Genomic DNA, 13729 nt, shown 5'->3' with positions numbered 1-13729 from the left:
ATCACAAAAAAATATCAATATTTTCAATTCTAAAAGAAAAATAATGAGATAAAGCATAATTAGTTTAAAAATAATATGTTAGAATTTTAATTGTAGTGCTCAATGTAACTTAAAATATAAGATATATTGAGTGGAAAAATTATATATATATTGTTAAGGGAGTAATGAAATGGCTAACAAAAAATCAAAAAGTTCAACGCGTTTCGACTTTTTGCCTAATAAGCAAAACAAATACTCGATTCGTAAATTCACAGTTGGTACAGCCTCAATCTTAGTAGGGGCAACGCTTGTATTCGGCGCATATAATGATGCACAAGCTGAAGAATTAGATGGGAAAACAACAGAAGCAGCATCTACAACAGATGAAGAAGCATCTTTAGATGAAGCAACTGCAACAGAAGCTGACGCACCAGTAGCAGAAGAAACAACTACTGAAGAAACAACTACTGAAGAAACAGCACCTGCCGAAGAAACAACAACAGAAGAAGCGGCAACAGAAGAAGCAGCTGATACACCAGCAGTAGAAGAAGAAGCTACTGAAGAAACAGCACCTGTTGAAGAAACAACAACAGAAGAAGCGACAACAGAGGAAGCAACAAGCGCAACACCTGTTAAACCAGCTAATGAAGTGAAAGCAGCGGATCCAGTTGAAACGCCAGCAGCAACAACAGAAGCAGTCGCACCAGCAGAAACGACTCCAGCTACAACAGCTACGGAAACAACACCAGAAACACCTTCTAACACACCTGCGGAAGTACCTGCAACAGACATCGAAACTGTTCAAGATGAAACAACAGCAGCAGATTATTTAGCAACTGAGAAGAACATCTCAACAGAAGAAGCGAACAAAATTGCAAGTAACTTAAATGCAAACTTAACAGAAGTAACACCTGAAGCATTGCAACAAGCAATTGTTGACTATTTAGCTAATGAGCAAAATAAATACAATGTTGACGGTACATTAGCAGCAGTGCGTGAAGAAACAGCATTAACAAATGAAGATGTTGTAACTGAAGAACCAGTAGCAGCAACAATGTTACGTTCAGTACCTACTGCAACACGTGCAGCAGACGATACAGTTGCCACTTCAACACGTGCGCAAGACAGTCAATTACAAAAAGACGCACAAACTGGCGCAATCTATGCACCTGGTACAGAAGGACAAAAACAAAGCTATGCAGGTAAAGCATGGGTTTACAGAGAAGGAAACATCAGTAGTTTCAATGATAAAGAACCATTAGCAAATGCGAAAGTTTACTTACAATGGGTAAACGGTAAAGGTTTTGTATCACCAGTTTATTACACAACAACAAACCCAGACGGTTCTTACGTATTTGATTTAAGTTAAAAACTAACAGATCCAGCTGGAGTAGAGCATGAATTCCAATTAGCAGGAGATGCTAAATTCGCAGTAAGAACTTGGGTAGAAAATCCAGACCCGTCAAAATACAATGTTATTAAACATGGTGACCAAAAATATGGTTTCCACACACGTACAAGCCGTACGAATGAATCTTGGGACTTCACAGCAGGAATCAACCGTATCGTTAACGGTCAAGTAATGGTTCAAGAAATTCCACGTCAAAACGACTGGTTAATGAAACCTGAAGATCAATGGACAACTGCACCAACTTCAGATGGCGTATGGCCTAATGAAGGAGCTTACGGTAAGATTTCAGGTAACGTATGGTATGAAACAGGCGATCCAAGTGGTTCAGATGCGCGTGCGTGGAAAAAAGACTCGTATGATGTGAACGCAACAGGTGTGAAGGTGGTTGCTTCATACGTAAATGATGAAGTTACACGTCAATTCGATGCATGGAAAGAAGCAAACAAAGGTTACACTGTTGAAGACTTCAAAGCAGCACAACAAGAAATCGTGAATGCTTACCAAGCGGAAAATGGTCAAGGTTCTCACATCGCTGAAACAGTAGTAGGTACAGTTGAAGCAGATGGTTCATACTATATCCCATTCAAAGGGTTATATGGTGTGAGTGCAGATCGACAAGGTAGCAAAACGACTGATGAAGAATACGGTAAGGTAGTAGCAGATGCAGATGTAAACCATAGTAGTTTGATGCAGTGGAATGGTACACTCGGTCAAAGACACCGTCATATTAACTCTGACTATATGTATGTAACTGCACTTATCGATGACTATGCAATTTGGAGTAATAACTACCAAAACAACATGTTCACAACGGCAGATGCAGGCCGTGATATTCATGATGCACAAATGTTGACATCTGCTAACGGAAGCAACCAAAACTTCGCAGCATTAGCACCACAACCAATGCACGATGTTTTAGATTATGATTCTGATAAAAAATTTGCGATTCCTGGTGATGAAGTTCAATCTAAATCAGGTGGTTTATTACCATCACGTGAATACCAAATTCAATGGTTTAAAGACGGTGAGCCAATTGGTGACCCAGTGACGAAAACATCTAACGTTGACGGTACAATCGGTTCAGTACCTATCACAGTACCAGCAGACTTAGAGAAGAACGCAACATACACATCAGCAATCTTCCAACCAAATCAATCTACATCTAACTTATCTGATGCGTTAGCAGTAGACTCATTTACAGCAGTTGTTGATGACAATATTATCAACGAACCAGCTTATGAAGATACAACAGTTGCAGCAGAAGAAGAAGCGAAAGTAACACCAACATTCACTGACAAAAATGGTGAAGAAGTTGCAACAGGTGATGTTCCATTATCATCAGAAGCACCATTCATTCTTGATCCTAATGCAACTGACGTTCCTGAAGGTGTAACAGTAGATCCAAAAACAGGTGAAATCACATTCAAACCATCAGCAGATGACATTGGTAAAACAATCACAGTACCAGTTGTTGTAACTTATGAAGATGGTACAACTGAAACAGTTAAAGCGAAATTCACTGTAACATCACAAGCTGACAAGTATGACCCAACTGCAAAACCTGAAGAAGTAGTAAAAGGTGGAACAGTAGACTTAACAGACAACGTAGATTTAACTAAGTTACCAGAAGGTACAACAGTTAAAGATGTAACACCAGAAGGTGATGTTAATACAGACAAAACTGGAGACTACACAGGTAAAGTAGAAGTAACATATCCAGATGGATCAAAAGATGTTGTAGACGTACCAGTAACAGTAAAATCATCACAAGCAGATGAAAATGATCCAACTGTAACGCCAGAAGTAGTGGAAAAAGGTGGAACAGTAGACTTAACAGACAACGTAGATTTAACTAAGTTACCAGAAGGTACAACAGTTAAAGATGTAACACCAGCTGGAACAATTGATACAAATAAACCTGGAGACTACACAGGTAAAGTAGAAGTAACATACCCAGATGGATCAAAAGAAACAGTAGATGTACCAGTAACAGTTAAAGAAAAATTAACAGATGCTGATAAAAATGATCCAACTGTAACGCCTGAAGAAGTAGTAAAAGGTGGAGAAGTTGACTTAACAGACAACGTAGATCTCACTGATTTACCAAAAGATACAAAAGTTGAAGATGTAACACCAAAAGGTACAATCGATACAGATACACCTGGAGACTACACAGGTAAAGTAGAAGTAACATATCCAGATGGATCAAAAGAAACAGTAGATGTACCAGTAACGGTAAAACCATCACAAGCAGATGAAAATGATCCAGTAGTAACACCTGAAGTAGTAGAAAAAGGTGGAACAGTAGACTTAACAGACAACGTAGATTTAACTGACTTACCAGAAGGTACAAAAGTTGAAGATGTAACACCAGAAGGTGACGTTAATACAGACAAAACTGGAGACTACACAGGTAAAGTGGAAGTAACATACCCAGATGGATCAAAAGAAACAGTAGATGTACCAGTAACAGTTAAAGATAAGTTAACTGACGCTGATAAAAATGATCCAACAGTAACACCTGAAGTAGTAGAAAAAGGTGGAGCAGTTGACTTAACAGACAATGTAGATTTAACTGATTTGCCAAAAGATACAAAAGTTGAAGATGTAACACCAGAAGGCGATGTTAATACAGACAAAACTGGAGACTACACAGGTAAAGTAGAAGTAACATATCCAGACGGATCAAAAGAAACAGTAGATGTACCAGTAACAGTTAAAGATAAGTTAACTGACGCTGATAAAAATGATCCAACAGTAACACCTGAAGAAGTGGAACAAGGTGGAGAAGTTGACTTAACAGACAACGTAGATTTAACTGAGTTACCAAAAGGTACAACTGTTAAAGATGTAACACCAGAAGGTACAATCGATACAGATACACCTGGAGACTACACAGGTAAAGTAGAAGTAACATACCCAGATGGATCAAAAGAAACAGTAGATGTACCAGTGAGCGTACAAGATACAAAAGCACCAGAAGCGCCAACAGTAGACCCAGTAGAAGCTGGAGACAAAACTGTAACAGGAACAGGTGAACCAGGATCAACAATCACTGTTAAATTCCCTAACGGAGAAGAAGGAACAGCAACAGTAGATGAAAATGGTAAATGGACAGTGGACGTACCAGAAGGTACAGAAATTAAACCAGGTGACGAATTAGATGTAACAGCAACAGACGAAGCTGGCAACACATCAGACGTTACAAAAGTAAAAGTACCAGATACTGAAAAAGATATGGAAGCACCAGATGCGCCAACAGTAGACCCAGTGAAAGCTGGAGACAAAACTGTAACAGGAACAGGTGAACCAGGATCAACAATCACTGTTAAATTCCCTAACGGAGAAGAAGGAACAGCAACAGTAGATGAAAATGGTAAATGGACAGTGGACGTACCAGAAGGTACAGAAATCAAACCAGGTGACGAATTAGATGTAACAGCAACAGACGAAGCTGGCAACACATCAGACGTTACAAAAGTAAAAGTACCAGATACTGAAAAAGATATGGAAGCACCAGAAGCGCCAACAGTAGACCCAGTAAAAGCTGGAGACAAAACTGTAACAGGAACAGGTGAACCAGGATCAACAATCACTGTTAAATTCCCTAATGGAGAAGAAGGAACAGCAACAGTAGATGAAAATGGTAAATGGACAGTGGACGTACCAGAAGGTACAGAAATCAAACCAGGTGACGAATTAGATGTAACAGCAACAGACGAAGCTGGCAACACATCAGACGTTACAAAAGTAAAAGTACCAGATACTGAAAAAGATATGGAAGCACCAGAAGCGCCAACAGTAGACCCAGTGAAAGCTGGAGACAAAACTGTAACAGGAACAGGTGAACCAGGATCAACAATCACTGTTAAATTCCCTAACGGAAAAGAAGGAACAGCAACAGTAGATAAAGATGGTAAATGGACAGTGAACGTACCAGAAGGTACAGAAATCAAACCAGGTGACAAACTTATCGTAACAGCAACAGATGAAGCTGGTAACACATCAGAACCAACAGAAGTTATCGTTGAAGGTATGACAGATAACGGTATGGCTGATATGGATCAAAACGGTAAAGACATGGACGACATGGGTAACATGGATAACAACATGAAAGACATGGATGCAATGCCTGGAATGAAAGATGACATGAAAACATCTAAAGATATGAACAATAAAGGCAAAGAAATGAAAGAATTACCTGAAACAGGTAACGAATCAACAAATGCGCCATTGTTCGGTAGCTTAATCGCTGCACTTGGTTCATTATTCTTACTTGGCAGACGCCGTAAGGAAAATGAAGAAAAATAATAAACGATCTTTCGTTTAGGAGAAGGACTCGAGTATTTTACTCGAGTTCTTTTCTTTTGTGGAAAAAACTATGAAGAACACCCTCATGATGAAATGTCATGAGGGTGTTCTTCATTTAAGGTAACATAGAATTTAAGATAATTAAGCTAACAATTGTTAGGCTGATCCATAAGAGAAGGCCGAATAATACAGGTTTGAAGCCAGCTTGTTTGAAATGTCGAAATTTGACAGTTAAGCCAACACCTGCCAGTGCGATTGTGATTAAGAAGTGTGCGAGTTGTCGGAATATGGCGATGATAGAATCTGAGAAGTGAAAGATAGAACTGATCAACGCAGCGACTAAAAACCACAGAATAAACTTAGGAATCGCACGATACCAAGGTTGTTTGGAATGTTGTGTGGCCGATTGTTGTTTGGCCACCCAAAGTGCAAGGCCTAGTGTGATCGGAATGATAAATAATGTGCGTGTCAGTTTCACAATTGTTGCAACTTCTAATGCTTTAGGACCGTATACAGCACTTGCTGCGACAACACTGGATGTATCATTAATGGCTGTCCCTGCAAAAAATCCGAATGTTTCTTGGCTCATATGAAAGAGATGACCGAGCGGTGGGAAGATGATGACACCGAGCAAATTGAATAGAAAGACGGTTGATAAGCTCAATGCGATGACTTCTTCTCTTGCCTTGATGACAGGGCTTGTTGCAGCAATTGCAGAACCGCCACAGATAGATGTACCAACACCAATTAAAATACCGAGTGAGGATTCAATTTTTAATAGTTTTATCAACAGAATACTTGCGATAAGACAGAACAATAAAGTAATCATTAATATCGGTAAAGATTTTAAACCAATGGTACCGATAGCATGAAAGCTTAACGTAAAACCAAGTGCGATAATACTATAATGTAACACTTTTTTACTGCTGTATTGGATACCTGGCCGGAATGAATCAGGTAAGTTGATGATATTGTTGATAATCATCCCTAGTACAATTGCGAAGACGGCACTACCTATAATAGGAAAGGACATCCCCATAACAGTCGCAATCAATGCAATGACGACAGTGAGCAGTAATCCTTTAATGTATGTCATAGAAAGACTCCTTTTTGATATGTTAGCTCAAGTATAAGCATCTCTATTCGGTTGTGCAATAGACCAAAGACAGTCAATAGAAGGAATGATTTCACTAAAAAGTGTTGACATGTATATAAAACGACTGTATAGTATGAATTATCAAAAAATTAATGCGATTGATAAGTAGTGTTTGTAGCGTGTAGCATATAGAAAACTAACGGGTGATGCAAGTTAGTACACGACAAAGATGAATTGGGCAATCGTTGAAGACAAAAGAATGATGTTAAAGAGAACATGTGAATCATGTTAATTAAGGTGGCACCACGGTAACGCGTCCTTAGCAATGCGTTTTCTGTGGTGTTTTTAATTTGTAATGAACAATTCTGTGAGGATAAAGGAAGTAGTCTTTAGTCTTGGTAGTGTCAGAAAGTGAACGGGTGATGTGAGTTCACACCAGCTAATGATGAAATGGGTTTGTCTATAAGCAGCCAACTAAATAACTGTATGAGTGGATAGCTGAATGTAGGCTATCAAGAGAGGTGGTACCGCGTGTAAACGTCCTTTTTTAGGATGTGACATGCGGTTTTTATTTTGTAATGGGAAGGAATGATAGAGATGGAAATATGTTATCGCGTCATGGATGCACCTGTTAATCCAGAAACATTGGCTCGACATAAGCAGCATAAAATTTTGTTTGAGAGTGCGACGACGAAACAAACGAAAGGGCGATTTTCAATTCTTGCATTCGATGTGTATGGTGAGATGATTTTGACTGATAGTGCATTGACGATTAAGACGCCACAACGCACAGAAGTGGTTGAACAGAATCCATTTCAAGCGTTGAAAGAACGTGTGGCACAACAGAAGGTATCACTGGAAGACGAACAATTGGCATCATTGCCATTTATATCGGGTTATATGGGAACGTTTAGTTTTGACTTTGTACGCCATGCTTATCCCGTGTTACAACAATACCCGATAGAAGGTTCCAGCTCAGATGCGCAACTTTATATGGTGGAACAAGTGTATGTTTTTGATCATTTTAAAGAAAGTGTGTATGTTATTGCGACGAACTTGTTTTCAGGTATTGGAACAGAAGTGCTGGAACAGCGTGTTGAAAAAATGATTGCGGAGTTTGACAATATAGCGTTATTCGAGCCGCCATTACCCAAAATATTGTCGGACAAAGAGATTAAAACTTCTGTGGATGATGAGACTTTTAAACAATATGTGGCAGACTTTAAACGCTATATTTGTCAAGGAGATATGTTCCAAGCGGTACCATCCCGTATTTATCGCTATACACATCATTTTGGTGATCAACGTGATCAGTTGACTTTCCGATTGTTTCAAAGATTAAAGCGTAACAATCCGAGCCCGTATTTATTTTATGTGAATATGGGAGAAGATATATTGGTGGGAAGTTCTCCAGAAAGCTTTGTGAAGGTGAATGGATTGGAAGTGTTGACGAATCCGATTGCAGGCACGATACGTCGTGGACAAGATGTGCGAGAAGATGAGCAGCTTGCGGATACGTTACTGACTGATGAAAAAGAATTGAGTGAACATCGGATGCTTGTCGATCTTGGACGTAACGATATTTTAAGAATTGCAGAACCGGGTTCACTCAAAATACCACAATTGATGACAATTGAACGGTATGAACATGTCATGCACATCGTCAGTGAAGTGACAGGACGTTTACCACAAGATTATTCGCCGATTGATGTCATCGCTAGTCTACTACCGACAGGCACTGTATCCGGTGCACCAAAGCTGCGAGCCATTCAACGCATTTATGAACAACAACCTATTCGACGTGGTGTATATAGTGGTGGTGTAGGTTACATTAACTGTAATCATGATCTCGACTTGGCATTAGCGATTCGCACGATGGTTATTGATGACACAGATGTCCATGTTGAAGCGGGATGTGGTGTTGTGTATGATTCGATTCCAGAAAAAGAGCTTGAAGAAACACGCTTAAAAGCCAAAAGTTTATTGGAGGTGGAACTATGATACTGATGATTGATAACTATGACTCGTTTACATATAACTTAGTTGATTTGTTAAGGAAGCATGACGAAGTAGTCATCGTGTATCCCGATGACCCCAAAATCTATGATTATGAACCATCAGCTGTCGTATTGTCACCAGGGCCAGGACATCCGAATGACAATGACTTATTGCGACGTATTATTGATTGCTATCATGACTGTCCTATTTTAGGGATTTGTCTTGGGGCACAAGCGCTCTATGATTATTATGGTGGTGTAGTGGATGTCGGTGAACGCATCGTTCATGGTAAGATTGATCGGCTCAAATTTGAAGCACCATCTATACTATACGAAGATATATCAGAATATTCCGATATTATGCGTTATCACTCACTCATCTGTCAGGAAGAAACGTTACCTGATGCATTAATAGTGACGGGACGAACATGTGACAGCATCCAATCTTTTGAGCATCGTAACCATCCACACTTTGGCGTGCAATATCATCCTGAGTCATTTGCGAGTCCGAATGTTGCAAAGGTTGTCTCAAACTTTATAAATAGGGTGAAATAGGGGGAACGAAAAAATGACGTTACTTAAAGATTTAATACAGCACCAACAATTAAACACAAGTCAAATAGAGCAATTCACAACGACACTGTTATCTGACTCAACAGAGCTCGCTGAAAAGTTAGCATTACTGACTGCATTTACGATGAAGGGTGCGACAGCGGATGAACTTTATGATCTCAGTCGTGCGATGATTCGAACGATGTATCCTGAACAACCACATTTAACAGATAGTATTTGTGTTTGTGGAACAGGGGGCGATGGTTCGAATAGTTTCAATATCTCGACGACAGTCGCTTTTGTAGTCGCTGCGGCAGGGGCTAAGGTTGTTAAACATGGCAATAAAAGTGTCACGTCACAATCGGGGAGTGTCGATATTTTGCAAGCGTTAGACGTTCCAATCACACAAGTCACAGATGTGTCGCAACAAGTTGCATCTACTAATCTTGCTTTTCTAAATGCAACGAACACATATCCTATTATGCGTCATTTACAACCAGTACGTCAGCAATTGCCGGTGCCAACTGTGTTTAACTTACTCGGTCCGATTATTAATCCCTTTGCACTTGATTATCAAGTCATGGGTGTGTATGACAAAACGAAAATGCAAGATATTGCTGAGACCTTGTATAAGCTTGGGCGTCAACGTGCATTGGTCGTACATGGTGCCAATGGAATGGATGAAGCAACTTTGTCAGGAGATAACGTCATTGTCGAAGTAAACCAAGATACAGGTATTCGTACATACACGTTGAATGCAAATGAAGTAGGGTTACGTTATGCCGAAGATACGGAACTAGTAGGTGGTACACCTGAAGAGAATAAAGAGATTACATTAGGCATTTTAAAAGGAAAAGACATGTCGTGTCGTCGAGATGTGGTATTGCTGAATGCAGGCTTAGCACTGTACGCCGCAAAGCGTGTCGAAACGATTGAAGCGGGTGTCACTCTCGCACGTCAAACGATTGATGAAGGGCATGCATATGAACAGTATGAGAAGAATAGGAGTGTAGCAGTATGATGATCTTAGATGACATTGTTATATACAAAAGGAAGTTGTTAGAGTCCGGATATTATGAAAAGCTACAAGAACAGTTACCACATGTCGATGTCACTCATAAAACGACATTGGCATCATTGATTGCACAGGATGAGCGGATTGCTGTCATCGCTGAAGTGAAGTCGAAAAGTCCATCGGTATCAGATATCCCATCTCGAAACTTGGAAGATCAAGTAGCGGCTTATACAGAAGCGGGTGCATCAGCGATATCAATATTGACAGACGAACAGTATTTTGGTGGGAGCTTTGAACGCTTAGTGACATTGACACAACAAACGTCATTACCTGTGTTGTGTAAGGATTTCGTGATAGATAAGCAACAAATTGATGTCGCTCATCAAGCGGGTGCGTCGATTGTATTATTGATTGTTAATATTTTATCTGATACTGAACTTGCTTCTCTTCATGAATATGCGCAAAGCAAGGGGTTAGAGGTACTTGTAGAAGTGCATGATAGAGAAGAATTATCAAGGGCTTTGAAAGTGCAGCCAACTTTTGTAGGTGTCAATAATAGAGATTTAAGAACATTTAAGACAGATGTTAAACATACAGCAGATATTTTAATATCACGTCAATCGGGAATTCATTATATTTCAGAAAGTGGTATACGCACAGCAGATGACGTATCTCAAGTGGCACGTGCTGGTGCAGAAGGGATATTGGTCGGTGAAACATTGATGAAGGCGGATGATGTAGGTGAAACACTGCGTAGCTTGAAAGTGATGAAGGGAGCGAACTAAATGTACATAAAGTACTGTGGGTTTACTCGACTACAAGATGTAGAAGATGCATGTGCTTGTGGAGTGAATGCGATTGGTTTTGTCATGTATCCACCAAGTGCACGTTACGTTAATCTGGCAATGGTTAAAGCATTAACAATGTCTATTCCAGAGTCGATTGATCGCGTGGCAGTGACAGTTAATATGCCGTTTCACATGTTAGAACAACTCATTGATGACACTCGTATTAATACGATTCAACTGCATGGTGACGAACCGATTGCATATATCAAACACTTGCGGACAATACGTCCTAACGTACAAATATTCAAAGCGATTCACGGAACGGAAACACTACAAAAACAAGTTACACAGTTTGCACCATTTGTAGATCGAGTCATTATCGACACACCGTCAGAAGCATATGGGGGTGTAGGTACGCCATTTGATTGGCGTGTGTTACAAAATCTTTCGTTGGACGATATTGTTATTGCAGGTGGATTGAATCAAGAGACACTCCCCGTACTACTTAAACAAGTACCTCACGTGAATGGAATAGATATTGCTAGTGGCATTGAACGTGAACGAAAAGGACTTAAATCAAAAGATAAAATGATTGTGATTAAACAGTTAATAGGAGGCAGTTTATGATGACAAAAATACAATTACATGCAGATGAGCAAGGGTTTTTCGGGCGTTATGGTGGGCGTTATGTCCCGGAAACATTGATGCCAGCAATTTTAGAATTGAAAGAAGCTTACGAAGCAGCAAAAGCGGATGAGACATTTCAAGCGGAATACTATCGCTACTTAAAAGAATATGTCGGACGTGAATCACCGCTCACTTACGCTGCATCGTTAACCGAGCAATTGGGTGGTGCGAAGATTTATTTGAAACGTGAAGATTTGAATCATACTGGTGCACATAAAATTAATAATGCACTCGGACAAGCATTGCTGGCAAGACGAATGGGCAAGAAGAAGCTTGTCGCTGAAACAGGGGCCGGTCAACACGGTGTGGCGAGTGCGACTGTGGCTGCTCTATTTGATATGGAACTGATCGTTTTTATGGGAGAAGAAGATATTAAACGTCAGCAGTTGAATGTTTTTCGTATGGAGTTACTTGGCGCAAAAGTGGTTTCTGTCACGGATGGGCAAGGAACGTTGTCTGATGCGGTGAACAAAGCACTTCAATATTGGGTGGCACATGTGGACGATACGCACTATTTATTAGGGTCAGCGTTAGGACCTGATCCATTCCCAACGATGGTGCGTGACTTCCAACGTGTCATTGGAGATGAGATTAAAACAGCGGTGCAAGAGCGAGAAGGACGCTTGCCAGATGCAGTTGTAGCATGTATTGGTGGTGGTTCCAATGCGATTGGGACGTTCTATCCATTTATTGAAGATGAAGATGTGAAGCTGTATGGTGTTGAAGCAGCGGGTGAAGGTGCAGATACAGGACGTCATGCACTTGCTTTGAACTGTGGAGATGTCGGCGTGTTGCATGGTGCGAAAATGTATCTTATTCAAGATGATAATCATCAAATTGCACAGGCACACTCTATTTCAGCCGGATTAGATTATCCAGGAGTTGGGCCTGAGCATAGCTATTATCATGAAATTGGACGTGTGGATTATGTTTCGGCAACGGATGATGAAGCGATGCAAGCATTGATTCGCTTCTCTCAAGCGGAAGGTATTATTCCAGCTATTGAAAGTGCACATGCAATAAGTTACGTAGAAAAGCTTGCGTCACAAATGTCTAAAGAAGAGATTATCGTAGTGACGGTTTCCGGACGTGGTGATAAAGATATGGAGACGATTCGAACATATATGAAAGAACAGGAGGCGAATAAGCATGCGTAAACAATTTGTCGCTTACATCATGGGTGATTCAAATTTTGTTGAAAACTTGAAAACATTAGAAAGAGCGGGCGCTGATTTTGTAGAAATTGGCATTCCATTTTCAGATCCTGTGGCAGATGGACCGATCATTATGGCAGCTGGCCAGCTTGCGATTCAACAAGGTATGACGGCACAACGTATTTTAGAAACACTAAAGACAGAACAACATAACTTGCAAGTGAATTACTTGTTGATGACGTATATGCACACCATTGAAGCATATGGTGAAGCGAACTTTATGCGTGATGCAGAAGATGCTGGTGTCTATGGACTCATCATTCCTGATATGCCGGCAGAGTATATTGCCGACATGAAATCACGCTACCCTAAGCGTAAAGTGAAGTTGATTTCGTTGATTGCAATGACAGCGAATACGGAACGCATCGAGACCATTGCACGTCAGGCGGAAGGCTTCATTTATACTGTGACGATGAATCAGATAACGGGGCAGAATGGAGAATTTCATCCTGAACTGAAAGAAAAGTTAGCGCTTATCCAACAAAATAGTTCGGTTCCTGTGTTTACAGGATTTGGTATTCGGACGCCAGAACAAGTCAAACAACTTGCGGCATTGGCAGATGGTATTATTATTGGAAGTGAAATTGTACGTCGTTTTGAGACGGAAGTACGAACGGATACGGAAAGTTACTTGTCGAGTATTCGTCACGCATTGGATGAAATACAATAGAGCACAAAA

The 13729-nt window shown here is 40.3% G+C and carries 9 protein-coding genes and 1 pseudogene; 9 read left to right on the top strand and 1 reads right to left on the bottom strand.

Annotated features, from left to right (window positions below; translation table 11 throughout):
- Positions 1–169 precede the first annotated feature (169 nt).
- A pseudogene (locus C7J88_RS10775) lies at positions 170–281 on the top strand (YSIRK-type signal peptide-containing protein); the annotation flags it as partial.
- Positions 282–1561: 1280 nt separating this feature from the next.
- Positions 1562–5701 carry a Rib/alpha-like domain-containing protein gene (locus C7J88_RS06400; protein WP_095117890.1) on the top strand — a complete coding sequence of 1380 codons (4140 nt, stop codon included), beginning with the start codon at positions 1562–1564 and terminating at the stop codon, positions 5699–5701.
- 115 nt (positions 5702–5816) lie between these two features.
- On the opposite strand, the gene C7J88_RS06395 is transcribed toward C7J88_RS06400, so the two are convergent.
- On the bottom strand, positions 5817–6797 hold the full coding sequence (locus tag C7J88_RS06395) for a YeiH family protein (RefSeq protein WP_095117888.1): 981 nt from the start codon (positions 6795–6797) through the stop codon (positions 5817–5819).
- A gap of 597 nt (positions 6798–7394) precedes the next feature.
- On the opposite strand from C7J88_RS06395, the gene C7J88_RS06390 reads away from it, so the two are divergent.
- The 7 genes from C7J88_RS06390 to trpA are packed head-to-tail and all read left to right on the top strand — an operon-like array spanning position 7395 to position 13720.
- Positions 7395–8798 carry an anthranilate synthase component I gene (locus tag C7J88_RS06390; protein ID WP_095117886.1) on the top strand — a complete coding sequence of 468 codons (1404 nt, stop codon included), beginning with the start codon at positions 7395–7397 and terminating at the stop codon, positions 8796–8798.
- The gene (locus C7J88_RS06385; protein WP_095117884.1) at positions 8795–9349 is read left to right on the top strand and encodes an anthranilate synthase component II; all 555 of its coding nucleotides are present in this window, start codon (positions 8795–8797) and stop codon (positions 9347–9349) included. The genes C7J88_RS06390 and C7J88_RS06385 overlap by 4 nt, the downstream gene beginning before the upstream one ends.
- 13 nt (positions 9350–9362) lie before the next feature.
- The gene (trpD, locus tag C7J88_RS06380) at positions 9363–10367 is read left to right on the top strand and encodes an anthranilate phosphoribosyltransferase (protein WP_095117882.1); all 1005 of its coding nucleotides are present in this window, start codon (positions 9363–9365) and stop codon (positions 10365–10367) included.
- Complete coding sequence (trpC, locus tag C7J88_RS06375) at positions 10364–11146, top strand: indole-3-glycerol phosphate synthase TrpC (RefSeq protein WP_095117880.1); 783 nt, start codon at positions 10364–10366, stop codon at positions 11144–11146. The genes trpD and trpC overlap by 4 nt, the downstream gene beginning before the upstream one ends.
- Positions 11147–11776 carry a phosphoribosylanthranilate isomerase gene (trpF, locus tag C7J88_RS06370; RefSeq protein WP_095117878.1) on the top strand — a complete coding sequence of 210 codons (630 nt, stop codon included), beginning with the start codon at positions 11147–11149 and terminating at the stop codon, positions 11774–11776.
- A complete protein-coding gene (gene trpB, locus C7J88_RS06365; protein WP_095118155.1) occupies positions 11776–12993 on the top strand; it encodes a tryptophan synthase subunit beta in 1218 nt (405 codons plus the stop codon). Before trpF ends, trpB begins: the two co-directional genes overlap by 1 nt.
- Positions 12986–13720 carry a tryptophan synthase subunit alpha gene (gene trpA, locus C7J88_RS06360; RefSeq protein WP_095117875.1) on the top strand — a complete coding sequence of 245 codons (735 nt, stop codon included), beginning with the start codon at positions 12986–12988 and terminating at the stop codon, positions 13718–13720. Before trpB ends, trpA begins: the two co-directional genes overlap by 8 nt.
- Positions 13721–13729 lie beyond the last annotated feature (9 nt).

Source organism: Staphylococcus muscae (assembly GCF_003019275.1).
Lineage (GTDB): Bacteria > Bacillota > Bacilli > Staphylococcales > Staphylococcaceae > Staphylococcus > Staphylococcus muscae.
The sequence above is the reverse complement of the archived record's forward strand: the minus strand, read 5'-3'. Positions and strand labels throughout refer to the sequence as shown.